We start from the raw sequence: 25,598 nt of genomic DNA, 5'->3' as shown, positions 1-25,598 counted from the left end.
GTTTCAGCAGGTATCGATACGCTATCACTCGCTCTCGAAGCCGTCGAGGCCGTCGAGAACGTCCGAGAGGTCGTCGAGGCAGTCGCTCAATTCCCTCACGCTCGCTTTCTCCGTCCGGTCCGGGTTCGCCAGCACGCGGACGGACTGGACGCCGACGGGGACGAAATCAAGTCCCAACTTCGAGGCCGTCGCGCGGAGCCCGAGCCCGGCGTCGGCGTCGCCGGCGGCCACGGACCGCGCGGGGCTCTCGAACGCCCGCGCGGCCAGGTCGAACCCGGAGATGGCGTCGGTCACGTCCCGCCGTTCCACCCCTCGCTCCTCGGCCAGTTCGGCGAGGGCGTTCGAGAGACTGGTCCGGAGGCCGGACTCGGACCCGCGGTTGACGAACGCGAGGTCGCGGTCGACCAGATCGCCGAGCCCGTCGACGCTCTCGGGGTTCCCGTCGGGAACGACGAGGCCCCACTCGCGCGTCCAGCCGCCGAGGTCGACGGCGTCGGTCACGTCCTCCTGCTCGGCGTCGAACGGGCCGGCGACGACGGCGACGTCCGGCAGTCCGTCGCGAAGCTGTCGGAGTCCGCCGCGCGACCCGCGAGCGAGATACCGCGGGCGGTCGAGCCGGTCCAGCAGTCCCGAGAGCGCGGGGTCGTCTTCGCCGACGCCCAGCAGCGTCGGCGGGCGGACGTCCGGCGAGAACAGGTCGACGGTGACCGAGTCGCCGGCGGCGAGGCGGTTCGTGTCCGCGGGCACGTCGACAACGCCGTCCGCCGCGGTGAGCGTCGTCGTCGCGCCGCTGCCCTTGTCGACGGGGTAGACGAGCGTCTCGCCCGATTCGTCCTCGACGAGGCCGACCGCGAGCAGGCGGCGCCGGCCTTCCTCCGAGCGCTCGGAGACGGCCATCCGGCCGTCGACGCGGGCGGTCTGCGGTTCGGGCAGTCCCACGGCGGAACGGATGGCGGGCGCGACGAACGTGCGGAAGATGGTCAGCGCCGAGACGGGGTAGCCGGGGAGGCCCACGTAGGCGGCGCCACTGTCGGGGTTCGCGTCGGCGGGTCCGTCCTCGCCGCCGATCCGACCGACGAGCATCGGCTTGCCGGGCTTTATCGCCACGCCGTGGAGCAGGAGTTCGCCGCGCTCCTCGATGACTCGATACACGACGTCGACCGCGCTGGCGCTCGTGGACCCGGAGGTGAGCACCAGGTCGCAGTCGGCGGCGGCCTCGACGAGCGTCCGCTCCATCGCGTCCATGTCGTCGCCGACGTGGGGGTAGACGACCGGGTCGCCGCCCGCTTCCTCGACGGCGGAGGCGACGGCGTAGCTGTTCACGTCGTATATCTGGCCGGAGCGGTGGTCGAGGTCGCCGCCCGGCCGGACGAGTTCGTCGCCGGTCGAGACGATGGCGACCCGGGGCTCGGCGCGGACCGGCACCTCGTCGACGCCGAGCGCCGAGAGCAGTCCGATCTCCCGGGGAGTGAGACGCGTGCCCGGTCCGAGCGCCCGCTCGCCGGCGGCGATGTCGGCGCCGGCGAGCATGACGTTCTCGCCGGGCGTGACCGCCGTCTCGACGCGGACACCCCGATCCGACGGGCTGTCGCCGTCGACCTCGCTCCCGGCCACTTCTTCCGTCCGCTCGACGATCACGACCGCGTCGGCCCCTTCCGGCATGACGGCGCCCGTCGATATCTCCGCCGCTTCGCCGGCGTCGAGGGACAGGCCGGGGGTCTCGCCGGCGTGTACGCTCCCGACGACGGGGAGCGCGACCGGGGAGTCGTCGGCGCCGTAAGTGTCCGGCGCGCGGACCGCGTACCCGTCCATCGCGGCGCGGTCGAATCCCGGCACGTCGAGGGTCGCGTCGACCCGTTCGGCGAGGACGCGCCCCCGAGCGTCTTCCAGTGGGATGCGCTCGCTCCCCGTCGACAGATTCAGGGAGGCGACAGTCTCGCGGGCCCGCTCCGGGTCGGCGAGGTCGCGGAACTCCTTGCGGTCGCTCATACCGACGCCTCCCAGCGCTCGACGGAAACCGTTTCGCCCGCGGCCAGTCGCTCGCGCGTCGGCGGGACGACCATCCACCCGTCGGCGCGGGCGAGCGTCGACAGCGGTTCGTCGGCGACGGGACGTGCGGTCCGCTCCGTCTCGGTGTCGGATTCGTCCCCTTCCTCGAATTCGACGGGGACGACCGAGGTCACGCCGGCCTCGCCGTCGAGGGCGGTCGCGAGCGCGGCGTCCGCGGTCACCGGTACGGGCGGGTCGCGGCCGGCGAGGCGGGCGACGGCGGGCGCGACGAACTGCGTCGTCGCGACGAACGCCGCGACGGGGTCGCCGGGGAGCGAGAGGATCGGTCGGTCGTTCACGACGCTCAGGGCCGTGGTCTCGGCGGGTTCGACCGCCACGCCGTCGACCTCCACCTCGCCGAGGTCGGCGATGACGTCGACGATGCGGTCCGATTCGCCCGGCCCCGTCCCGCCGACGGTGACGAGTAGGTCCTTCGTCAGGTCGCGCTGGACGGCGGCGCGGAGGGCGTGCGGGTCGGGCGTGACCGGATCCCGGTAGGTCACCTTGCCGCCGAAGCGCTCGGCGAACTCCGCGACGGTCGTCCCGTTCGTCTCGACGGTCTCCTCGGGCCGAGAGCCGCCGTCCGCGATCCCTCCGCCGGTCGGGACGATGCCGACGGCGGGCCGCTGGACGACTTCGACGCGCGTCCGACCGACCGCGGTGCAGAGCGCGGGATCGGACGGTCGCAACCGGTGGCCCGCCGGCCTGACCGTCTCGTCGGCGGCGACGTCCGCGCCGGCGCGGCGGACTCCGACCTCCGGGTCGACCGGGCGCACGACTGCGAGGGATTCGCCCGTCGCGTCCGGATAGACCACTGCGTCGGCCCCGTCCGGCAGTTCGTCACCCGCCTCCACGGGCACGGCCGTCCCGGGTTCCACGGACGCGGTGGCGCCCCCGTCGGCCGAGGCGGTCGCCACGGCGAGTTCTACCCGCGCGTCGGCCGTGTCGGCGGCGCGGACGGCGAAGCCGTCGCGTGCGGCCTGGTCGAACGAGGGGACCGCGCGGTGGGCGGTCACCGGCTCGGCGAGCGGGCGGTCGACGGCGGTGCTGACCGGGAGCGTCTCGGTCCTGTCGATGGGGGCGACGACCGCGCGGAGTCGCTCGCGGGCCGTCGACGGCGAAGTCCGGTCGGGAGCCGACCGGCGTGACTCGGTCATACCGACGGTTCCGGCGCCCGGCCAATAAGCGGTGCGTCGCAGCCGTTCGGCCGCCCGTCGGGGCTGAGACACCGCGGCCTTTTTCGCCGTCGCATCCCAAGCACCGCCCATGACATCGTTGCGCGACGCGCTCAGGGACCTGCCCGACGCCGTCTTCGCCGACGTGCTGGAGAGCGACGACGCGTACCTGCTGGTGCTCGACCTGCCCGGTGCGTCCGAGGCGACAGTTGACGCGGCGGTCGACGGCAGTCGGCTGCGCGTCGAGGCGCGCCGCGAGAAAGACGTCCCCGCCGACTTCGAATACGTCGAGGAGGAGCGCTCGCTGTTCCTCGACGTCGAACTGCCGCTGCCACCGGGGGTCACCGGCGCCGGCGCCTCCGGGTCGATCGACAGGGGCGTCCTCGAACTCGAACTCCCCAAGGCCGAGGCCGCGCCGGAGACGGAGATCCCCATCGACGGCTGAGTTCACGTGAACATACGCGCATACTGGCGGTTCGTCGTCGTCACGTGGCAGTTCCTGCCGCTCGCGGTGGCGTACGTCCGCGACCGCAACCGGTTCTTCCTCTTCGGCCGCCGCCGGTCGGTCTCGCCGGAGACCCAGCGCGAGCGCGCCCGGACCCTCCTCGACACCCTCCTGACGCTCGGACCGACGTTCATCAAGCTGGGCCAGCTGCTCTCGACCCGGCCCGACGTGCTCCCGCCGGAGTACATCGAGGAGCTCGAGGAGCTCCAGGACCGCGTGCCCCCGGCCGACTGGGAGCGCGCCCGCGTCGTCCTCGAAGAGGAACTCGGCCCCGTCGACAGCCGCTTCGCCGAGTTCGACACCGAGGCGATCAGCGGCGCGAGCCTCGGCCAGGTGTACCACGCGCGGACAGAAGACGGCGAGGTCGCCGTCAAGGTGCGCCGGCCGGGCGTGGAAGACCTCGTCGAAGCGGACCTGCGGGTGGTCAAGTGGGCGCTGCCGATCCTGCTGTACTTCGTCGACGAGTCGCGGGCGTTCTCGCTGGAGACGCTGGCCGACGAGTTCGACCGCACGATCCGCCAGGAGATGGACTACGAGCGCGAGGCGCGGATGCTCGCGGAGATCCGCGCGAACTTCGCCGGCGACCCGGACATCTGCATGCCCGAGGTCGACGAGTCCCGGTCGACCGACCGCGTCCTGACGATGGAGTACGTCCCCGGGACGAAGATAACCGACCTCGAGGAACTCGACGACCGCCACCTCGACCGCACTGAGCTGGCCCGGACGCTCCAGGAGGCGTACCTCCAGATGATCATCGAGGACGGCGTCTTCCACGCCGACCCGCACCCCGGCAACCTCGCCGTCCAGGACGACGGCACGCTCGTCTTCTACGACTTCGGCATGAGCGGGTACGTCGACCCGTTCATCCAGGAGAAGATCGTCGACTTCTACGTCGCCGTCGCCAACCAGGACATCCAGGCGATCCTCGACGCGCTGATCGAGATGGGGACCCTCAGTCCGGACGCCGACCGGAAGGTGATGGCCGACGTGCTCGAACTCGCCATCGCCGACGCCCGCGGCGAGGACATCGAGCAGTACCGCGTCCAGCAGATCGTCCAGCAGGTCGAGGACACCATCTACGACTTCCCGTTCCGCCTGCCCGCGAACCTCGCACTGGTCCTCCGCGTGGCCACCGTCGTCGAGGGGGTCTGCGTCACCCTCGACGAGGACTTCGACTTCATCGACGTGGCGACGGACTACCTCCGCCGGCAGGGCTTCCTCGCCGACACCGCCCGCGAGTACGTCGAGGACCGCGTCGACGAGGTCCAGGAGGCGACCAAGTCCGCCGTCAGGACGCCCCCGAAGATCGAAGAAGTGCTCGATCTGGCGATCCACGAGGACCTCCAGGTCGAGGTGGACTTCCGGGACTCCCAGAACCTCCTCGGGCGCGTGACCCGGCGGCTCATCTACGGGATGGTCCTCGCGAGCGCCGTCTTCTCCTCGGCCGTGCTCTTCGCGTTCGAGCAACTGGTCGCCGCCGCCGTCACCGTCGCGCTCGCCGTTCTCGTCGCCGCCCTGCTGTACTTCTCGTTCCGCAGGCGCCGCGGGATCCGCGCCCAGCCGCAGTTCACTCGCCAGAGCATGCGCCAGCGCGACCGGGAGCAGTGAATGACGAGAGCCGAGAGCGACGGGGCGGGGGCTGGGGTGCGCCGAGGCGAGTGTCGGAAACGGTTTATACTGTGACTCGACTACCTGAAAGCGAACGACGTCGTCCGTTCGCGGGCACCGAACCGCCGGTTTCGGTTCTTCTCTCCGTCCGGGCCAGATTCCACGGCGAGGGCGGCCGAGGCGGCGACTCGCGGCCGGATCCGTTCGAACGAACCGCTCTGAGCGCTCGCGCCGACGGCCGTCGTCGGCCGACCGAGAGACCATCCCCGACCACACGCGGAACACACGATATGAATGAGTACTGACGACAGCACGAACCCGATCGAGGCGATGCGAGAGACCATCGAGGCCGAGATACCCGACGAACTCGAGATTTCGCGGGTCACCTTCGAAGGCCCCGAACTCGTCATCTACACCGAGACGCCCCAGAAGTTCGCCGAGCAGGACGGACTGGTCCCGCGACTGGCCAGTTCCGTCCGCAAGCGAATCACCGTCCGCCCGGCGCCGGGCACGCAGGTCCGCGAGCGCGACGCCGAGGCGCAGATCCGCAGTCTCATCCCGGAGGAAGCCGGGATCGAGAACCTGCGGTTCTACCCGGGGACCGGCGAGGTCGTGATCGAGGCGGAGAAGCCCGGCATGGTCATCGGCAACCGCGGGAGCACGCTCCGGGAGATCCAGCGGGAGGTCGGCTGGACCGCGGAGGTCCTGCGGACGCCGCCGATGGAGTCCTCGACCGTCGACAACGTCCGGAACTTCCTCATCCAGGAGCGCGACGAGCGCCGGGAGTTCCTCGAACGCGTCGGCGAGCGGATCCACCGCGAGCAACAGGAAGAGACCGACTGGGTCCGCGTGACGACGCTCGGGTGCTGTCGCGAGGTCGGCCGCGCCTCCTTCATCCTCTCGACGCCGGAGACGCGGATCCTGATCGACTGCGGCGACAAACCGGGCGCCGAGGGGGAGGTCCCCTACCTCCAGGTCCCCGAGGCGAACCCGATCCCCGACCTCGACGCCGTCGTCCTGACTCACGCCCACCTCGACCACTCGGCGCTGCTCCCGCTGTTGTTCAAGTACGGCTTCGACGGCCCCATCTACACGACGCAGGCCACGCGGGACCTGATGGGCCTGCTCCAGCTGGACTACCTCGACGTCGCCGCCAAGGAGGGGCGCTCGCCGCCCTACGAGTCCGAGATGGTCCGCAAGGAGCTCAAACACACTATCCCGGTCGAGTACGGCGACGTGACGGACATCGCGCCGGACGTCAAGCTCACGATGCACAACGCGGGGCACATCCTCGGGAGCGCCGTCTCGCACTTCCACATCGGGAACGGCTTCCACAACGTCGTCTTCTCCGGCGACATCCACTACAAGGACACGCGGCTGTTCAACGGCGCATCCAACGACTTCCCGCGGGCGGAGACGCTCGTCATGGAGTCGACCTACGGGAAGCGCGACGACTACCAGACCGACCAGGAGGACAGCGAGCGCAAGCTCACCGAACTCGTCAACGAGACCTACGAGGAGGGCGGCAAGGTCGTCATCCCCGCGTTCGCGGTGGGCCGCTCCCAGGAGCTGATGCTCGTCCTCGAAGAGGCGATGCGCGAGGGCCGGATCCCGACGATGCCGGTGTACCTCGACGGGATGATCCGCGAGGCGACGGCGATCCACACGGCCTACCCGGAGTTCCTCCGCGACGGGCTGCGCGAGCGCATCCTCCACGAGGACGAGAACCCGTTCCTCGCCGACCAGTTCCAGCAGGTCGACGGCGGCGAGGAGATGCGCGAGGACATCGCCGACGGCGAGGAGTGCATCATCCTCTCGACGTCGGGGATGGTGACCGGCGGGCCGATCATGTCCTGGCTGCGGCTGCTGGGCGGCGACCCGGAGAACACGCTACTGTTCGTCGGGTACCAGGCCCAGGGGACGCTCGGCCGCCGGATCCAGAGCGGCCGCCGCGAGATCCCGTTCAGCGACCGCGGCAGCCGGAGCGAGCAGATGACGTTGCGATTCGACGTCGAGTCGGTGAGCGGGTTCTCCGGCCACGCCGACCGCAACGGCCTGGAGGACTTCGTCGGGACGATGAGCCCGCGCCCGGAAGAGGTCCTCTGCGTCCACGGCGACGAGACGGCGACGGACCAGCTCTCCTCGGCGCTCTACCAGGAACTCAACGTCCGGACCCACGCCCCCCGGAACCTCGAAACGTTCCGCTTCGACTGAGCGGCCTCTAGATAGGCTGCTTCGACTGAGCGGGCGGTCCCGGTTTCCTGCGATCGGACGAGAATCTGACCCGCCGTGGACGGACCGACTGAGCGAAACATATTTACGACGTACAGCGAAACGGTCTGTCGTACTGCGGACTTCGTCCGGTCCGTTCTTCGTTCGCCCATCGGTTCGCCACCGCTGCGAGGCGTCCCTCGATGGCACTGCTCTGAGATGCGCCGTGCCGGATGCGACCCTTTCATGGCGGGCCCTGGGTCTCACCGACGGGACCGGCCACACACACCCATGAGAGAAACTGACCTCCCCTGTTCGGACTGCGGGGCATCGCTCGTCGAACGCGTCGTCTTCACCGCGGATCTGCCGATCGAGACCGACGGACAGTCCAGCGCTCGCATCGCCCGGTGTGACACCTGTGGGGCGCGTTACTACCCGCATCGAACGGTCTCGCAACTGGCGGGACGGTCGAACGCCTCTCGGCGGCGCCGGAGCGACTGATCAGTGACCGACCTCCCCGACTCGTCGAGCGGGCGTGAGCCGAGGTCCGTCGGCGCGCTCCCGCAGGGTCTCTCGACGGGGGCGACCGTTCTCGTCGCGGGTTCGACCGACCCCTCCCACCACGCCGTCGGCTTTCAGATCGTCTCTCGGCTCGGCGACGCCGACGACGCGGTACTGGCCGTCACGACGACCGAGAGCGCCGGCGAGACGGTCGAAGCCGCCGAGCGCGTGTATCCGGACGGAGACAGCCCCCGACTCGGCGTGGTCGACACGTCGTCGAGACAGCAGTCGATCGCCGCACCAGCCGGGGAGGTCCCGACCGTCTACACGCCGTCTCCCGGCGACCTGGAGCGGCTGGTCGTCGGGCTCACCGAACTGTCCGCGGACGGTCCGCCGGCGACGGGCGCGCGCCACCTCCTGGTCAGGTCGCTCACGCCGGTCCTCGCGACCGTGCCGACCGATCAGGTGTGTTCGATGCTCGCGCAGATATCGGGGATCCGGACCGATTCGGGCGTCACGCTCGTCGGCGTCGACTACACCGCGCACGACGAGGAGACGATGGCGGCGCTGGCCGAACGAGTCGACGGTATCCTCTGGGTCGCGCCGGGATCGGACGGGACACTGGACCTCGAGTACGAGCCGGCGAGAGGTCGATTTGAGGAGTTCTCCCGTCGACCGCGCTGAACACTCCGACGCGCCCGCCTGCGCTGTCCGCGTGGGATTGCCCGGCAGCACTCGGAGGTCGGATGCCGTCTGTGATCCCCCGTTCGTCTTCGATTCCGCTCCTCGGTGAGCCGGCCGGGAGACACCGCCGTCCGTCCCCGGTCAGATTCTCGACTGTCCCCGACCGGCTATCGGTTGTTTTTTCCGCGAGAGTTGGGATCGATCACGTATGGGTTTTGGAAGCTACGACGAATCCGAGCAACAGGATCAGAGCGTCGACGCTGACGAAGGCGAGGGTGTGAGCGTCCACGAGAACGACCACGAGGGGGAGATCACGTTCGAGACCGAGGCCTCGACCGACGACCTCGTCGACCGGCTGTCTGACATCAAGGACTCGGCCGACGACGCCTGAAGCGGATGTCGCGAGGGAGTACACCGCGGCGAAGCGAGCCGGACGGTTCGGAGACGCGGCGGAGACGAGCCGGACGGCACGGTCGGGGTTGACGAGTTCAAACCGTCCTCGGACGCCACCGCTTACCGGGCCGACCGACGACAGGCCGCGTCGGCGACCCCCGGAAGCAACGTACGTCGGTGAGCGGTGGTAGACTCGGTCCGTCGGCTATTTACGTCGCGAGCGCGGACCACTACGTAACCGAAACACGCGTTATCCCCGGGAAGGCTGTGCGTTCGGGGCGGGCCGCGACGAGCGGCCCGCCCCGTCCGGCCGTCGAAGTGCCGTTTCACCTCCGACTCTCCTCCGTTGGCGGACTCTGCAAGGGGTTCTGGGATCACTCTGATCGGACCCACACTATGGAAATCGAAATCGCAACTATCGGCGGCTACGAGGAAGTCGGCCGCCAGATGACGGCCGTCCGTGCCGGAGACGACATCGTCGTCTTCGACATGGGCCTCAACCTCTCGAAGGTACTGATCCACGACAACGTCCAAACCGAGCGCATGCACAGCCTCGACCTGATCGACATGGGCGCGATCCCCGACGACCGCGTCATGTCCGACTTAGAGGGCGACGTGAAGGCCATCGTGCCGACGCACGGCCACCTCGACCACATCGGCGCCATCTCGAAGCTGGCCCACCGCTACGACGCGCCCATCGTCGCCTCGCCGTTCACGCTCGAACTCGTCAAAGAAGAGATCCAGGACGAGGACAAGTTCGAGGTCGGCAACGACCTCGTCGAGATGGACGCGGGCGAGACGATGTCGATCGGGGACAAGAACGAACTGGAGTTCGTCAACGTCACTCACTCGATCATCGACGCGATCAACCCGGTCCTGCACACGCCCGAGGGCGCCATCGTCTACGGCCTCGACAAGCGGATGGACCACACGCCGGTCATCGGCGACCCCATCGACATGAAGCGCTTCCGCGAGATCGGTCGTGAGGACAACGGGGTTCTCTGTTACATCGAGGACTGCACGAACGCGAACAAGAAGGGGCGAACCCCGAGCGAGTCAGTCGCCCGGAGCCACCTCCGCGACGTGATGCGGAGCCTCGAAGACTACGACGGCGGCATCGTCGCGACGACGTTCTCCTCGCACATCGCGCGGGTCACCTCGCTCGTCGAGTTCGCCGAGGAGATCGGTCGCGAACCCGTCCTGCTCGGCCGCTCGATGGAGAAGTACTCCGGCACCGCCGAGCGCATCGGCGCGGTGGAGTTCCCGGACGACCTGGGGATGTACGGCCACCGCCAGTCGGTCGACCGCGCGTTCGAACGCATCATGAACGAGGGCAAGGAGAACTTCCTGCCGGTCGTAACGGGCCACCAGGGCGAACCGCGCGCAATGCTCACCCGCATGGGCCGCGGCGAGACGCCGTACCAGATCGACGACGGCGACAAGGTCATCTTCTCGGCGCGAGTCATCCCGGAGCCGACCAACGAGGGCCAGCGCTACCAGTCCGAGAAGCTGCTCGGCATGCAGGGCGCGCGCATCTACGACGACGTCCACGTCTCGGGCCACCTCCGGAAAGAGGGCCACTACGAGATGCTGGACGCGCTCCAGCCCCAGCACGTCATCCCGGCCCACCAGGACATGGCCGGCTTCTCCGGGTACGTCGACCTCGCGTCCAGCGAGGGGTACAAGCTCGGACGGGACCTGCACGTCACGTCGAACGGCAACACCATCCAGCTCGTGTAATCGCCGGTGGTCCGGTCCGCGAGGTATCGCGCCTCGCGGCCTCACTCGTTCGTGTCGGCGGTGTCGCGGATCGTGAACGGGCCGATGGCGAGCGTGCGCTTGGTCACGCTGGCGATCCGGAGGATGTACGCGAGGAGGACGAGGAACGGGACCAGCGCGACCGTGACGGCGGCGCTGACGACGAAGACGGCCAGCGGGACGCCGAAGACGGGGTCGGCCGGCGTCCCCGGGGCGTGGAACAGTAGCATGTAGAGCGTGACGATCAGCGCCGGGACCGCGCTCAGGAGGACGTACCGCGAGAGGTCGATGAGTTCCCACTGGATGAGCAGCGTCTTGACGTGCTCGCGAGCGGGAGCGAACAGTTCGAGGGTCGCGAGCAGTTCGTCGAGTGCGTCGACCGCCGAGTCGGGCAGGTCGTCGGCGTATCGGGCCCGGATCCGGCGGGCCTCGTAGATTTTCGCGGAGTAGTTGAAGTCCAGCGCGGCCGACAGCACGTCGAACGTCCCGAAGGAGGCGCCGTCGAGCTGTTCGGTCACGACGTCGGCGTTGGACCGGATGCCGTCGGCGAGCGCGGCGACCGCGGCGCTCGCGTCCGCGGGGGTGCCCGCGTGGGTCGCCGCGCGAGCGGCGTCGGCGTCGTCAGCGGCCGCGGAGACGATCGAGCGGACGAACCGCGAGGGATCGGACGGCGCGATCTCGGGGTCGACGTGGTCGCCGACGGACTCGCGGACGGACATCGTCGCGTCGAACCGGTCGCGCTGCTGGTCGATCGTCCCGAACTCCTGGGAGAGGACGAGCTGGTTGAGCGTCACGACGAGCGTGACGCCGGTGATGATGGCGCCGAGCAGCGCCTGGAACGTCGTCTCGACCGGGTCGCCCGACCGGAGCAACGCGATCGGGTTCGAGACGAGGGCGCCGATCGTCGCGAGGGAGCCGAAGACGAACAGCGCCGCGGCGGCGGCCACCAGCCGGCGGTCGGCCTCGATGAACAGCCAGAGCTTGACGCGGTTCTCCCCGGCGCGTTCGCGGAGGCTGTCGGCGCTCTCGGCGACCAGGTCTGCGCCCGTCACCTCCCTCGCCTCGTCCGCGGAGTCCGAGTCTGCCACGAGAAGCTCTCGATCGGAGGAAGAGCGGACAGCCCCTAAACGCTACCCGGGCAGGTGCAGGGGTCGGTTGGGACCGAACGCCGGCCGCGTCCGGGCCGAGCGACGACCGACCGGATAGCGCTGACCGGACACGTATCCGCGTCCGTCGCCAACTCCCGCCGATGACGCGACCAGGGACGGCGCTCGAAAACCCGGAGACCGGGGAGCGAATCGAGTTCCGAGAGACCGCCGCGGAGACGGGCGGCGACCGGGTAACGTTCGACTACGTCCTCCGGCCCAGCGGGTTCGGCCTCGGGAAGGTCGACCACCGCCACCCGCGCCAGACCGAGCAGATCGAGGTCCGGTCGGGCCGTCTGGGCGTCCGGACCGACGGCGACGAGTGGACGGCGACGCCCGGGACGCGGTTCGCCGTCCCGCCCGGGACCGCCCACACGGTGTGGAACGACGGCGACGAGGAGATGCACGCGGTCGTCACGCTCTCGCCCGCGCTGGACGTCGAGACGTTCTTCGAGACCACGTTCGGGCTGGCAGCCGCGGGGCGGGCGACCCGGATCGGTCTCCCCGGGCCGCTCCAGTTCGCCGTCCTCGCGGACGCCTACCGCGAGGAGTTCGCCGTCGCCGGCCTCCCGCTGTCGGTCCAGCGGCCGCTCGCGACCGTCCTCGGGGCGCTCGGGCGCGCGAGGGGCTACCGCGCGGCCTACCCGGTCGTCGAGGAGCGGGAGCCCGCCGACGCGTAGCGGTCGGCCGACCCACCGGTCGACGCTCAGGCGACTCGGAGAACGTCACGGGAACGAGAGACGCGTCGGCAGAGAGAACGGGTCGCCGTCGCGTTCAGGCGTGTTCGAGGCGGTACGGCCAGTAGTCGGCCTCGCGGAGCGCCTCCCCGACCGCCTTGTGGAAGTCGGGGAAGTCCTCGTACTCCTCCTGGTCGACGTGCTCGAAGATCTCGGCGACGCTGACGACCGTCTGGTAGTCGATCCGGATCGGGTGGTCGCCGTAGGCGTCGACGAACTCCGACTGGGTCAGCGGGAAGTCCTCGTCCTCGTCGATCTTCTTCGCGAGCACCGCCTGCCCGTACTTGCGGCGCCCCTCGCTCCCCTCGTCGCCGTCGGGGTCGTGCGGCCAGTCCATACCCCCACGTGCGGACGAATCACGCAAAAGGATTTCTCTCTTCCGGCGCGGGCGGCGCGAACGGGGTGCCGCCAGACACCTAATCATGTAGACGCCAGGTACTTACCTAAATATCGCTGTTTGTCAACGTCGGCGCGATGCGGACGACGTCGCCACCACACCGAACCATGATCAATCAGAGAGCCTGGGCCGACAGTCCCCACGCGTACGAAGCCGACCTGGAGTCCGTCGCGCCCGAGTCAGCGAGCGTCGCCGTCTACAGGGCCGTCGCCGCACTCACAGACACCGAGCCCGAGTCCCTCGACCCGCTCGGGCGGACCGTCGACACCGACGCCCTCGACGCGCTCCTCGACGGGAGCGGCGACTCGGACTGCCGAGTCTCGTTCCGATATCAGGGGTTCCTCGTCGAAGTCGCCGCCGGCGATTCGGTCCGCCTCACACCGCTCAGCGAGGGCGCCATCGGCGAAGCGGACCCCTGAGGCCCGACGGCCGACGCTCCGTCGATTTCGTCTCGCCCGCCGTCTCACGGGAGGGCGGGCGACAACTCGGATTTTATCCCGGAGACCGGAAGACAGATGCCCCAGGGACGCCCTCGTGTGTCGCATGCCAGGCGCACGCATCGCCAGCGGCGAGCGCGTCACGCTCCGCTCGGTCGAGGAGGAAGACGTCCCCTTCCTCCAGCGGGCGAGCGCGAATCCCGAGATCCGCTACCCGCTCGGTAGCTACCTGCGGAACCAGGAGGCGATGGACGTCTCCGAGGAGCGGGGAACCGACCGCTTTCTCGTCTGTCTCGACGGCGAGGACGCGGGACCCGGCCAACCCGACGAGGACGAGATCCGACGTATCGGCGCCGTAAACGCCGAGGAGATGCACTACCGCCGGCCGGAACTCGGCTACTGGCTGATCCCCGAGGTCCACGGACAGGGGTACGGGAAAGAGGCCGTGGGGTTGGTGGTCGACTGCCTCTTCCGTGAGTACGACAAGCCGGCGATCGGTGCGGGCGCGTTCGACCACAACGACGCCTCCCGCGGGCTGCTGGAGTCCCTCGGGTTCACCCAGGAGGGCCGCCGCCGGAAGTTCATGTTCGTCGACGGCGAATACCGCGACATGGTCCAGTACGGGCTGCTTCGCGAGGAGTGGCTAGATGGAGCGGACGAGGGCTGAGCGGTCGATGACAGCAGGAGACTCGGTATCTCAGGGCGGTTGAGCGTCGAACGCCCTCGGCGCGCTCGCGGTCGCTGAGCGGCATATCCTCGCGGCCTGCGGCCGCTTCGGATAGGGGCCGCTCAGACGACTACATAAACGCGAGCCGGGAGGTCGGCTTCGCCGACCTCCGCATGCCGTGGCGGCTACGCCGCCACGCGCGCCTCGCCCTTTCAGTCCACCAGGAACAGCACCGCAACCGCCTCGCCCAGCACCGCGACCGCCCCGCCCGGCACCGCAGACAGCCACGGACCTCCCCAGCCGATTCGCTCCCTGCGGTCGCTCATCCCTCGCACGGTTCCCGTCGCGCGCATGAAAGCGCGCGACAGCGCGCGCCGGAACGGAGTGAATCGAGCGCGAAACAGCACCGGAAACCGGCGGGCTTAATCGGTTCAAATCCCTAGCGCGGGCGATGACAGACGCCGGAGCAGCGGGTGAGGCCGTCGGCGAGTCGAGCGGCGCCGCCGACGACGGCGACCCGGGGGCGTTCGCCGCGCTGGGCTCGGAGGTCCGGGCGGCGCTGTCCGAACGCGGGTTCACGACGCCCACGGAGCCACAGCGCAAGGCCATCCCGCCGCTGGTCGACGGCGAGAACGTCCTCGTGGTCGCGCCCACCGGAACGGGGAAGACCGAGACGGCGATGCTCCCCGTCTTCGACGCCCTCGAAGGGGAAGATCGGTTCGGCATCGGCGCGCTCTACATCACGCCGCTGCGGGCGCTCAACCGGGACATGCGCGAGCGCCTGGAGTGGTGGGGCGACCGACTGGACCTGGACGTCCAGGTCCGCCACGGGGACACGACCGACTACCAGCGCCAGAAGCAGGCGAACGACCCGCCGGACGTCCTCGTCACGACGCCGGAGACGCTGCAGGCGATGCTCACGGGGTCGAAGCTGCGGACCGCACTCGCCGACGTCGACCACGTCGTCGTCGACGAGGTCCACGAACTCGCGGTGTCCAAGCGCGGCGCGCAGATGACGGTCGGGCTGGAGCGGCTGCTCGAACTCGCCGACGGCTTCCAGCGGATCGGCCTCTCTGCGACGGTGGGCGACCCCGCGGAAGTCGGACAGTTCCTGACCGGCGACAGGGGCTGTTCGGTCGTCGAGATCGACGTGGGGAGCCGCCTCGACGTGCGCGTCCGCTCGCCGCAGGTGCAGGACGGCGACGAGGGACTGGCCGGCGAACTGATGACCGATCCCGACTTCGCCAGTCACGTCAGGTACATCCGCGACCTGGTGGAGGAGTACGACTCGACGCTGATCTTCGTCAACACCCGCCAGCTCGCGGAAGCGCTCGGATCGCGGTTCAAGGAACTCGACGCGAACATCGGCGTCCACCACGGCTCGCTCGCCAAGGAGTCACGGATCGAAGTCGAGGACCAGTTCAAGGCGGGCGAACTCGACGGGCTGCTCTGCACGTCGTCGATGGAACTGGGGATCGACGTGGGCCACGTCGACCACGTGATCCAGTACAACAGCCCCCGGCAGGTGACGCGGCTCCTCCAGCGCGTCGGCCGCGCGGGCCACCGCCGGGACCTGGTCTCCCGGGGCACCATCGTCACCTCCCACCCCGACGACACGCTCGAAGCGCTCGCCATCGCGCGGAAGGCCCGCGCTGGCGAGGTCGAGTCGGCGGACATCCACGACGGCAGCCTCGACACCGTCGCCAACCAGATCGCCGGGCTCGTCATGGACTTCGGGGACATCCGGGCGATGCGGGCCTACGAGATCATGACGCGGGCGTACCCCTTCCGCGACCTCTCCGAGCGGGAGTTCAAGTCCGTCGTCCGGGAGCTTGCGGGCAACAAGGTAATCTGGCTGGAAGAGGAGACCGACGAGATCCAGAAGCGCCGGGGGACCTGGCAGTACTTCTACCACAACCTCTCGATGATCCCCGACGAGGCGACCTACAGCGTCGAGGACGTCGCCAGCGGCCGCGACGTCGGGACGCTCGACGAGCGCTTCGTGGTCAACTTCGCCACCCCGGGCGAGGTGTTCATCCAGCGCGGCGAGATGTGGCGCATCACCGAGATCGACGAGGAGGAGGAGACGGTCACCGTCTCGCCCGTCGAGGACCCCGGCGGCGAGGTCCCGTCGTGGACCGGTTCCGAGATTCCCGTTCCGTACGCCGTCGCGCAGGAGGTCGGCGAGATGCGCGGGATCGCGGGGCGGCAACTCCAGTCGGGCGCGCCGGTCGACTCCGTCGCCCGGGAGTTCACCGCCCGCTACGACGGCGACGCCGACACGATCGCCGGCGGTCTCGAACAGGTCGCCGACCACGAGCACCCGATCCCGACCGACCGCGACCTCCTCGTCGAGTTCCGGGGGCGCGAACTCGTCGTCAACGCCGCGTTCGGCCACAAGATAAACGAGACGCTCGGGCGCCTGCTGTCGGCGCTGCTCGGCCAGCGCACCGGGTCTTCGGTGGCCATGGAGATCGACCCCTACCGGATCGAACTGGAGGTGCCGCGGAACGTCTCGGCGACGGACGTGTTGGAGGTGCTCGAAGAGACCGACCCCGAGCACCTCCCGGAACTGATCGAGTTGAGCCTGAAGAACGCCGACTCGCTGAAGTTCAAGGTCGCCCAGGTCGCGACGAAGTTCGGCGCTCTCAAGCGCTGGCGCGGCCGCGGGTCGAGCGGCAAGTTCGGTCGCGACCGCCTCATGGACGCCCTGGAGGGGACGCCGGTGTACGACGAGGCCGTGCGGGAGATGCTCCACGAGGAACTGGACGTCGATGGGGCCGCCGCGGTGCTGGAACGGGTCCAGTCCGGCGACCTCTCGGTCGAACTCCTCGGCGAGCGGACGCCCATCGGCCTCGGCGGCCGCAGTGCCGGGCAGGAACTGCTCTCCCCGGACCACGCCGACGCGAGCGTCATCCAGACCGTCCGCGAGCGCATCCAGAACGACCGGATGATCCTCTTCTGCCTGCACTGCCAGGACTGGGAGCGCAAGAAACCGGTCAAGCGAATCCGCGATCGGCCGGAGTGTCCCGAGTGCGGGTCGACGCGCATCGCCGCCCTCAATCCGTGGGCCGACGAGGTCGTCTCCGCGGTGAAGGCGGCGGAGAAAGACGACGAGCAGGAGAAGATGACCGAGCGGGCGTACACGTCGGCGAGCCTCGTCCAGACGCACGGCAAGCAGGCGGTAATCGCGCTCGCGGCCCGCGGCGTCGGCCCGCGCAACGCCGCGCGGATCATCAACAAGCTCCGCGAGGACGAGGACGAGTTCTACCGGGACATCCTCCGACGCGAGCGCGAGTACGCGCGAACGAGAAGTTTCTGGGACTGAGGCGGGACGGCGTCGCGGGTCGAACGGCGCCGGGGCGCGGGCGTGTCGGCGTCGGGTTTATCTTCGCCCGTCCCCGACAGGTGTCTGCTCGAATGACCAGTTACTCAGTCGAACTCCTGGACGGTGAAGAACGCGGGATCCGCGTCTCGTGCGACGAGCACGGCGAGTCGACGGAGTTCCCGCCGGACCGCCGCAGCGGGACCTTCTACTGCGAGGGATGCGGGCGCGAACTCGACGTCGGCGTCCACACCGAGGAGTGGCGCGACCTCGGCGAGATGTGTTGAGCCGCGGGGGACGGCCGGCCCGGAGCGAGCGCGCCCGGCGTCGCGGGCCGAAAAACTAGCGGAGAGACTGTGGCCGACCGACCCCTTTTTGCGACGGGATCGCTAACACGCGTGACAGTCTAACCCGTGAGCCCAGATCAAGCGATAGATTCGGAGTACATACGACAGCATCGAGAGGACATCGAGCATCCGCTGTGGCAGCTGTTCATGCAGTTCGGGGAGGGGAACCGGCGGTGGTTCGTCGTGGGGGTGCTAGCCAGTATCGGCTCTCGCTTTCTCTCGCTGGTTCCGCCCGTCCTCCTCGGCGTAGCCATCGACGCGCTGTTTCACGACACCGCCCCCTTCACGCTCCCGTTCATCCCCACAGCGTGGCTCCCCACAACCAAGATGGCGCAGTTCTGGTTCGCCATCGGCGCCATGGGCGTCGCGATGGTCGGACAGGCCCTCCTGATCTTCGTCAGGGCGTCGTCGCTGAATCTCTTCTCCCACCGCGTGAAACACGAGGCCCGGACGGCCACGTACCAGCAGATGCAGCGGCTCGACATGGACTTCTTCAACGAGGTGCAGACGGGCGAACTCATCTCTATCCTCTCGAACGACACCAACCGGCTGGAGCAGTTCCTCGACTCGATGATGGGCGAGCTGATCCAGCTCATCGTGTTGATGGGCGGGACCGCGGTCATCCTGCTCTGGCTCAACCCGCAGCTCGCGGCGGTGACGCTGCTGGTCATCCCGCTGTCGGCGGTGTTCACCCTGTGGTACATGCGCCTCGCCGAGGAGCGCTACGCCGACATCCGCGAGTCCGTCGGGAGCCTCAACAGCCGCCTGGAGAACAACCTCAACGGCATCCAGGTCATCAAGTCGTCGAACACGGAAGAGTACGAGGACGACCGCGTCGAGGAACACTCCTACCGCTACTTCCGGCTCGACTGGCTCGCGCTCCGTCTCGGATTCATCTACCGGCCGGGCCTGCGCGTGCTCACCTCGCTGTCCTTTATCGCCACGTTCATCGTCGGCGGGATCTGGCTCCTCCAGGGGCCGCCGGGGCCGATAACCAACGATTTCACCTTCCTCGGTCGGGACTACGGGGAACTCACCGCCGGGACGCTCGTCACCTTCCTCCTGCTCACCCAGCGGCTAGTCAACCCGCTCGCGCAGATGGGCAACATCATCGAGCGCTACGAGGACGCCAAGGCCTCGACCAAGCGCATCCTCGGCCTGATGAGCCTGCCCGTCCACATCCAGGACAAGTCCGACGCCGTCGACCTCGAAGACGTCGACGGCCACGTCGAGTACGACGACGTGACCTTCGCCTACGACGAGGACGAGACCGTCCTCGAGGACATCGACATCGACGTCGAACCCGGTGAGACGGTCGGCCTCGTCGGTCCGACCGGCGCCGGGAAGACCACCATCGTCAAGCTCCTCCTGCGGCTCTACGACGTGAACGAGGGAGCAGTCCGCGTGGACGGCCACGACGTGCGCGACGTGACCCTCGCCAGCCTGCGCGGGTCGATGGGCTACGTCGGCCAGGACAACTTCCTCTTCGACGGCACGGTCGAGGAGAACGTCAAGTACGGCCACTTCGACGCCACCCGCGAGGACGTCGTCGAGGCCTGCAAGCGCGCCGAGGCCCACGACTTTATCACCAACCTCCCCGACGGCTACGACCAGGACATCGGCGAACGCGGCGTGAAGCTCTCGGGCGGGCAGCGCCAGCGGATCGCCGTCGCACGGACGATCCTCCAGCACCCCTCGATCATGATCTTCGACGAGGCGACCTCGGCGGTCGACACGGAGACCGAGATGCTGATCCAGCGTTCCATCGACGAACTCGCCGCCGACCGGACGACGTTCATCATCGCCCACCGTCTCTCGACGGTCCGCGACGCCGACAAGATCCTCGTCCTCGAACAGGGCGAGATCGTCGAGCGGGGCACGCACGACGAGCTGCTGGAGACCGACGGCCTCTACGCCAACCTCTGGCGCGTCCAGGCCGGCGAGATCGAGGAACTCCCCGACGAGTTCGTCGAACAGGCCAGCGAGCGCGTCGCACAGCAGGCGCTCGACGCCGCCGAGGACGACTGACCGCTGCCACGAGATGAAAATACTATAGCATTTCTAGATTACTGAATCAGTTTCTTCGACGGCAGTTGGTGAAAATAACTGTTTCAGAGAGTTTAGGCGCAGATCTAAAATCCCGCGTTTGTCTTATGTCGATAGTCCACAAATTGGTAGCGTCTCCTGTCCTTTTACCCATCGGTCGGTAAGATGGGGCGTAGTCCGGTCCGGGCGACGCGCCGTCGATCGCGCGGATGACCCCCGGCCCGAGTAGATCCCGGTGTAGAAACATGATCGGAATCGATTCATTCTGTCCGAAAAGTGGCGCTGCGCTCACGCGCGACCGTCACTACGACGAGCGCGGACGGAGCAAACGCGCGGTCACCGCGACCGACGGGTCGTCCGCGACTGGGACGGTCGGCGAACTGACGAATGGAGCCGTGCGGTCCGCACAGACCGCGTTGCTCGCGTACTTCCGGCGGTGTCACGCCCGCCACGCCGAACCGGCCGACGACCTCTACCGGCGCGCCTCGCTCGCCCTCAGGCGGCTGAAGTCGAGCGCCGACGGCCGCCAGGAGTGGGACGTCCACGTCTGGCTGGCGCTGAACCGGCGTCTCGACGCCACGGGGTACGACGTCGACTGGATGCACTGCCACACGGCCATCAGGTGCCCCGGCTGTCACGGTCGACTCCGCTTCCGGACGACGGATTCGGGGACGGTCGTGGCGCGCTGCGGCGTCGACTGCGACGGGCAGACCGGCGACGCGCTCGTCGAGATCCGTGAGACCCTCGCCTCGCTGTACGCCGATGCCTTCGACGGCGAGGACTGTCCGGGGCCCGAGGAGTTCCTGCAGTTCTGAGGGCGACGTCCGACCGCGCGGTGTCGAGAGCGGACGCGTCCGGGAGGCGGTATCGGCGACGACCGATCACCGGCAACGAGCGGCGGCGCCGGTGGCGGTGTATACGACATCATGGCAGATAACAACGACACGGGCGCCCCGCCGCCCGGGGGAGGAGTCGACCCCGGCGCCGGTGGGACGCTCTCGATGGACGCACAGGACGACCTCGAACGGGCGTTCGTGGTCGAAGAGGACCTGCGTGCGGTCGAGGTACTGATACTCGATCCCGACAGCTACGAGCAGGTCGTCACGGTGCTGGAGGAGTTCGACCTCGACTACGTCGTCTCGGACCAGACCGACGGCGACGGGTCGGCGGTCATCCGGTTCCCGCTACCGGCGGAGACGGTCGAGCACGTGCAGGACCGCTTCGAGGCGCTGGGTATCGACGACGGGCTCTACACGGTCATCGTCGACCCCGAAGTGATAATCTCGGACCGCTTCGACGGGAAGGCCGAGCTGTACCACGAGGTGAAGGGGCTCGGCTACCAGGGGATCTCCCGGACTGAGCTGCAGGGCAAGACCGCCGACCTGCTCCCGGACCTGAGCATCTACGTCCTGCTGACGGTGATAAGCGCCGTCGTCGCGACCGCCGGCGTGTTGCTCAACTCCATCGGCGTCCTCATCGGGTCGATGGTCATCGCGCCGCTCATCGGTCCGATCGTCGCGACGGCGGTCAGCACCGTCGTCAACGACGACCGGCTGTTCGAGAAGAGCGTCAAGTACCAGCTCATCGGCGGCGCCGGCGGGCTCGCCAGTTCGATCGCCTTCGCTACCGTCATCCGGTTCAGCTCGCTCGTCTCCCCGTCGTTCGAGATAAGCGAACTGCTCCGGCTCAGCAGTCACACCGCGCCGAACACGCTGTTGCTGGTCGTCGCGCTCGGCGCCGGATTCGCCGGCGCGCTGAGCCTCTCGACCGGCGGGACGATCGACCTCGTCGGCGTCATGATCGCGGCCGCCCTCATCCCGCCGATCGGGATCGCCGGCGTCGGCGTCGCCTGGCTGGAGGCGGGTATCGTCGTCGGCTCGCTCGCGGTCGTCGTGATGAACCTCTTCGCGGTGACGTTCGCGGCCGTCATCAGCCTCTGGTACCTCGGCTACCACCCCGAGAGCCTGGAAGCGCTCCGGCGCGCCCGCCGCGTCATGCTGACCCGCGTCGTGATACTGATCACGGTCATCGCCATCGCGGCGACCGTCCTCGCGCACGTCTCCGGCGCGGACCTCCCCATCCTGACGGTGATACCATGACCGACGAAGACGAACGGCACTCGACCGAGAGCGCGACCGACGGCGGCGACCGACGGCTGTCGATCCGGGCGTTCCTGTGGGCGGTCCGGTTCCTGTGGCTGGTCGTCCGCCTCGGCGCGGCGGGCGTCGCCGTGGCCGCCTCGGTCGTCACCGACGCCGAACACCGCTCGCGCGCCCGCCGCTGGCTGCTCCTCGAAGGCGACCGGTGGCGCCTCGTCGCGCTCATGGTCGCCGGGGTCGGCGGCGGGACGTTCCTGCTGAGCCTCGTGGACGCCGTCGGCGTCGCCGAGGGGTCGTTCGTCGCGACGACGTTCGGCGCGGCCATCTCCGGGCTGTTCTCGTTCGTGCCGATCGTCATCGCCGTCAACCAGCTCACCGTGTCTCGGCTGTTCGGTTCGCCCGAGCAGTTCCGCCAGCAGGTCCAGGACGTGGACGCCTTCCGCCGCGAGTTCGAGGACGACCACCCGACGGAGTCGGTCAGTCCGACGGAGCCCGCGAAGTTCCTCGCCCTCGCGGTCGAGGTGGTCGCGAACCAGGCCGACGCGCTGGAGCGGTCGGTCGAGACAGTCGACGGCGACGCCCGGGGCGTCGTCGACGCGTACGTCGCCGTCGTGCGCGAACAGGTGACCCACGTCAGCGAGCACCTCGACGGGAGCCACCAGCCGCTCATCGAGGTGCTGCCGCCGATGATGGGCGACAGCTACTCGCGGAACGTCAACGACGCCCGCCGGATCCGCGACCGGTTCAGCGGCGAACTGCCGGTCGACGCACGGGACAGGCTCGAGGACCTCGAAGAGTCGTTCGTCGCGCTGGCGGTCCTGCGCCAGTACTTCAAGGCGCTGTACCTCACCCAGGAGCTGTCGTACCTCTCGCGGCTCATCGGGTACACCGGCGTCGGCGCGTTCGTCGTCGCGACGCTCGTCATCATGGCGTTCGCGAACGGGCAGCCGCTGGGCGGCCACCCGATCCTGCTCGACGGGCTGCTCAGCGCCGCCTTCGCCGCGATATTCCTGCCGTTCGCGGTCCTGCTGTCGTTCATCCTCAGAGTCGCGACCATCGCCAAGCGGACCGCGGCGCCCGGGCCGTTCACGCCCGAGCGCGAGACGCCGGACTACGCGACCCACCGGAGCGAGACGCCGCCGATCCACGGCGACTGACACCGCTTTCGCTCGCGCGGGCGCTCCGGTGACACGGCCGAGAGCCGTCACCCCGCTGAGCGGCGGCGAGGCCGAGGGCCCGTCGAACCGGCCGACACGCCACTTGATCCACCGATCCACCACTGGACTGATCTAACCGTTCACGACCACTCATGACAGCAGAGAAACAGCTACGCCAGTATCGAGACAGACTCACCGACGCCGTCCTCCCGGAGCGCGTCCCGCCCGCCGCGGTCGGGGTGACGCTCGTCACGGTCGCCCTCTGGGCGGTCGTCCTCGGCGGGCGGCTCCCCCACCCGCCGATGCCGGGGCCGATGACCGCTCCGGGCGTCCCCGAGGCGATGGGCACGTCGAACGGTGCCGCCGGGGTCATCGCGTACCTCGCGATGTGGGGGACGATGATGTCGGCGATGATGTACCCGTCGATGCTCCCGCTCGTTCGGGAGTACGTCCGCGGCCACGACGACGCGGGAGTCGCGGAGAACGCCGGCATCGTCGCCGTGCTCGCGACGTACAGCCTCGCCTGGACGGCCACGGGGACCGTCCCGCTGGCCCTCGACACCCTCGTGAGCATCCGCGGACTCGCGGCGGCGCACGGGCCGCTACTCGTCGGGGCGCTCGGACTGTTCGTCGCCGGCTACCAGCAGACGGAACTGAAACGCGCCTCCCTCCGGAACTGCTGCCGGGTCCCGGATCTGGACGACTCGGGCCTGTCGGTCCGGGAGGGGGCGCGCCGCGGGCTCGAACACGGCCTCCAGTGCGTGCGGGCCACCTGGCCGCTGTTCGCGCTCCTGGTCGTCTCCGGGTCGATGAACGCCGCCGTCATGCTCGCGCTGACCGTCGTCGTGGTGGCCGAGCGGCTCCCGCCCTGGCGCGGGGAGGTCGCCACGGCGGTCGGCGTCGCCGCCGGCGTCGGCGGAATCGCAGTCGTCCTGTTCCCGGGGCTGATTCCCTGAGATGCCTTCGAAGGATCTCTCTTCGCGGCGAGCGTTCCTGCTCGGTGGCGCGAGCGCGCTCGCGGCGGGGCTCGCCGGCTGCGGGGGTCGCTCGGTCAAACACGGCTGGCTCGACGTCGGGGCGCCGGTCGACGGCACGCTCCGCGACGTGGTCGTCACGACCGCTGGCCCGCACGCCGTCGGCGAGAGCGGCGCCATCGTCGCGCGGCGGAGCGACACGTGGGAGACGGTCGTCTCCGACGGGCCGGCCGGCCAGTCCACCGGGCTGTACGGCGTCGACGTGACCGACGACGGCCGGCGGCTCTGGGTCGCCGGCTCCGGCGGCGCCGCGGGCGCGTACGACCCCGCCAGCGGCGAGATGATCGACTTCTCGGGGCCCGCCGGGAACACGAGCACCTGGACGGACGTCGCCGTCTCTGGGCGAGCGGGTTCCGAGCGGATCGCGCTGTTGAACGGCTCCGGCGAGTTGCTCGCCGGTCGCGCCCGCGAGGGAACCGTCCGCTGGAGCGAGGTGACCAAGCCGACCGGCGGCGTGAGCGGGACGGCCGTCGACGCCGTCGGACGGACGACGGTCGTCACCGACTCGGGCGGCGGCGTCTACGGCCACACCGGACCCATCGATCCGACGAAGCCCGACGAGCCGGGGTGGAAGACCGTCGGGATCCGCGGCGTCGAGACGAGCCTGCGCGACCTCGTCGCGGTCGCACCCGACCAGGTCGAGGTCGTGACCGACGACGGGACCAGCTACCGGTACGACGGGCAAAGCTGGTTCCGCACCGACGTCGCCGACGGGTCGCTCCACGCCATCGACCGGCGCGGCGGAAACGCGCTGACCGCCGGCGTCGACGGGGCGATCTACGAGGTCTCGAACCACCAGTGGGAGCGAGCGGAGACGCCCACGTCGAACACCCTGCACGGCTGCGCGGTGGCGACCGACTCCTACGCGGACGTCGCCGTCGGCGCGGGCGCGACGATCCTCGAACGGTTCGGCTGAACGGGTCAGCGCGCGGGACGGTCTCGCCCCCTTACAAGGGCGACCGGGGTACCTCGCAGTGCGATGCCCGAGTTCACCATCGACGTCGACGGTATGGTCTGCCCGAGCTGTGAGAAGACGGTCTGCTCGGCCGTGTCGTCGTTCGAGAGCGTCCGGTCGGTCACCGCTGACGCCGAGGACGGCTGCGTCACCGTCGAGTGCGCCGAGTCAGACCGCGCGGCGGTGCGCGAGTGTATCGACGGGCTCGGTTTCGACGTCCCCGGCGCCGGCGAGTGACCCCCGTCGACGGATTCCCGCTGACGGGACCGCCGACGGGTCCTGCTGACGGTCCCGCCCGCTGACGCGGCCCTGCGCTGATGCGGTCCGACGCTGGCGCACCCCCGTCGCTGACGCGACCCCTCCGCGTG

Annotated in this window: 23 protein-coding genes; 19 read left to right on the top strand and 4 right to left on the bottom strand. The window is 69.3% G+C overall.

Annotated features, from left to right (window positions below):
* Positions 1-24: 24 nt before the first annotated feature.
* The gene (locus tag PSC72_RS19530) at positions 25-1,989 is read right to left on the bottom strand and encodes a molybdopterin biosynthesis protein (protein ID WP_274323098.1); all 1,965 of its coding nucleotides are present in this window, start codon (positions 1,987-1,989) and stop codon (positions 25-27) included.
* Positions 1,986-3,206: a molybdopterin molybdotransferase MoeA gene (locus PSC72_RS19525; RefSeq protein WP_274323097.1), complete on the bottom strand. Its 1,221-nt coding sequence runs from the start codon at positions 3,204-3,206 to the stop codon at positions 1,986-1,988. Before PSC72_RS19525 ends, PSC72_RS19530 begins: the two co-directional genes overlap by 4 nt.
* 109 nt (positions 3,207-3,315) lie before the next feature.
* Here PSC72_RS19525 and PSC72_RS19520 point away from each other — a divergent pair, with 109 nt between their 5' ends.
* From PSC72_RS19520 to PSC72_RS19490, 7 genes are all read left to right on the top strand, one after another.
* Positions 3,316-3,669, top strand: coding sequence for an Hsp20/alpha crystallin family protein (locus PSC72_RS19520; protein WP_274323096.1), 354 nt, complete (start codon positions 3,316-3,318; stop codon positions 3,667-3,669).
* 6 nt (positions 3,670-3,675) lie between these two features.
* Positions 3,676-5,337 (top strand): ABC1 kinase family protein, encoded by a 1,662-nt coding sequence (locus PSC72_RS19515; RefSeq protein ID WP_274323095.1) that lies wholly within the window; start codon positions 3,676-3,678, stop codon positions 5,335-5,337.
* A 294-nt stretch (positions 5,338-5,631) separates the two neighbouring features.
* Positions 5,632-7,551: a beta-CASP ribonuclease aCPSF1 gene (locus tag PSC72_RS19510; protein WP_274323094.1), complete on the top strand. Its 1,920-nt coding sequence runs from the start codon at positions 5,632-5,634 to the stop codon at positions 7,549-7,551.
* 288 nt (positions 7,552-7,839) lie between these two features.
* Positions 7,840-8,049 (top strand): hypothetical protein, encoded by a 210-nt coding sequence (locus tag PSC72_RS19505; protein ID WP_274323093.1) that lies wholly within the window; start codon positions 7,840-7,842, stop codon positions 8,047-8,049.
* 3 nt (positions 8,050-8,052) lie between these two features.
* Positions 8,053-8,733, top strand: coding sequence for a DUF7504 family protein (locus PSC72_RS19500; RefSeq protein ID WP_274323092.1), 681 nt, complete (start codon positions 8,053-8,055; stop codon positions 8,731-8,733).
* A 208-nt stretch (positions 8,734-8,941) separates the two neighbouring features.
* Positions 8,942-9,124 (top strand): DUF5786 family protein, encoded by a 183-nt coding sequence (locus PSC72_RS19495; protein WP_274323091.1) that lies wholly within the window; start codon positions 8,942-8,944, stop codon positions 9,122-9,124.
* 398 nt (positions 9,125-9,522) lie between these two features.
* Positions 9,523-10,866 (top strand): ribonuclease J, encoded by a 1,344-nt coding sequence (locus tag PSC72_RS19490; RefSeq protein ID WP_274323090.1) that lies wholly within the window; start codon positions 9,523-9,525, stop codon positions 10,864-10,866.
* Positions 10,867-10,907: 41 nt separating this feature from the next.
* Here the strand turns inward: PSC72_RS19490 and PSC72_RS19485 are convergent, their stop codons facing one another.
* Positions 10,908-11,972 carry a hypothetical protein gene (locus PSC72_RS19485; RefSeq protein ID WP_274323089.1) on the bottom strand — a complete coding sequence of 355 codons (1,065 nt, stop codon included), beginning with the start codon at positions 11,970-11,972 and terminating at the stop codon, positions 10,908-10,910.
* 161 nt (positions 11,973-12,133) lie between these two features.
* Here PSC72_RS19485 and PSC72_RS19480 point away from each other — a divergent pair, with 161 nt between their 5' ends.
* On the top strand, positions 12,134-12,709 hold the full coding sequence (locus PSC72_RS19480; RefSeq protein WP_274323088.1) for a cupin domain-containing protein: 576 nt from the start codon (positions 12,134-12,136) through the stop codon (positions 12,707-12,709).
* Positions 12,710-12,803: 94 nt separating this feature from the next.
* Here the strand turns inward: PSC72_RS19480 and PSC72_RS19475 are convergent, their stop codons facing one another.
* A complete protein-coding gene (locus PSC72_RS19475) occupies positions 12,804-13,103 on the bottom strand; it encodes a DUF5785 family protein (RefSeq protein ID WP_274323087.1) in 300 nt (99 codons plus the stop codon).
* Positions 13,104-13,270: 167 nt separating this feature from the next.
* Here PSC72_RS19475 and PSC72_RS19470 point away from each other — a divergent pair, with 167 nt between their 5' ends.
* From PSC72_RS19470 to PSC72_RS19420, 11 genes are all read left to right on the top strand, one after another.
* Complete coding sequence (locus PSC72_RS19470) at positions 13,271-13,582, top strand: HalOD1 output domain-containing protein (RefSeq protein WP_274323086.1); 312 nt, start codon at positions 13,271-13,273, stop codon at positions 13,580-13,582.
* 124 nt (positions 13,583-13,706) lie between these two features.
* A complete protein-coding gene (locus tag PSC72_RS19465; protein WP_274323085.1) occupies positions 13,707-14,267 on the top strand; it encodes a GNAT family N-acetyltransferase in 561 nt (186 codons plus the stop codon).
* 451 nt (positions 14,268-14,718) lie between these two features.
* A complete protein-coding gene (locus tag PSC72_RS19460) occupies positions 14,719-17,595 on the top strand; it encodes a DEAD/DEAH box helicase (protein ID WP_274323084.1) in 2,877 nt (958 codons plus the stop codon).
* Between the two features lie 92 nt (positions 17,596-17,687).
* Positions 17,688-17,879, top strand: coding sequence for a hypothetical protein (locus PSC72_RS19455; RefSeq protein ID WP_274323083.1), 192 nt, complete (start codon positions 17,688-17,690; stop codon positions 17,877-17,879).
* Positions 17,880-18,005: 126 nt separating this feature from the next.
* Positions 18,006-19,967: an ABC transporter ATP-binding protein gene (locus tag PSC72_RS19450; RefSeq protein WP_274323082.1), complete on the top strand. Its 1,962-nt coding sequence runs from the start codon at positions 18,006-18,008 to the stop codon at positions 19,965-19,967.
* Between the two features lie 263 nt (positions 19,968-20,230).
* The gene (locus PSC72_RS19445) at positions 20,231-20,800 is read left to right on the top strand and encodes a hypothetical protein (protein WP_274323081.1); all 570 of its coding nucleotides are present in this window, start codon (positions 20,231-20,233) and stop codon (positions 20,798-20,800) included.
* 111 nt (positions 20,801-20,911) lie between these two features.
* Entirely contained in the window at positions 20,912-22,084 is a 1,173-nt protein-coding gene (locus PSC72_RS19440; protein WP_274323080.1) for a TIGR00341 family protein, read from the top strand.
* Positions 22,081-23,241: a hypothetical protein gene (locus PSC72_RS19435; protein ID WP_274323079.1), complete on the top strand. Its 1,161-nt coding sequence runs from the start codon at positions 22,081-22,083 to the stop codon at positions 23,239-23,241. Before PSC72_RS19440 ends, PSC72_RS19435 begins: the two co-directional genes overlap by 4 nt.
* A gap of 152 nt (positions 23,242-23,393) precedes the next feature.
* Positions 23,394-24,197, top strand: coding sequence for a DUF2182 domain-containing protein (locus PSC72_RS19430; RefSeq protein ID WP_274323078.1), 804 nt, complete (start codon positions 23,394-23,396; stop codon positions 24,195-24,197).
* Position 24,198: 1 nt separating this feature from the next.
* The gene (locus PSC72_RS19425; protein ID WP_274323077.1) at positions 24,199-25,191 is read left to right on the top strand and encodes a hypothetical protein; all 993 of its coding nucleotides are present in this window, start codon (positions 24,199-24,201) and stop codon (positions 25,189-25,191) included.
* Between the two features lie 63 nt (positions 25,192-25,254).
* Positions 25,255-25,467 (top strand): heavy-metal-associated domain-containing protein, encoded by a 213-nt coding sequence (locus tag PSC72_RS19420; RefSeq protein ID WP_274323076.1) that lies wholly within the window; start codon positions 25,255-25,257, stop codon positions 25,465-25,467.
* Positions 25,468-25,598 lie beyond the last annotated feature (131 nt).

It is taken from the genome of Halosimplex aquaticum (genome assembly GCF_028747785.1).
Lineage (GTDB): Archaea > Halobacteriota > Halobacteria > Halobacteriales > Haloarculaceae > Halosimplex > Halosimplex aquaticum.
This window is presented reverse-complemented; position numbering and strand designations above follow the sequence as displayed.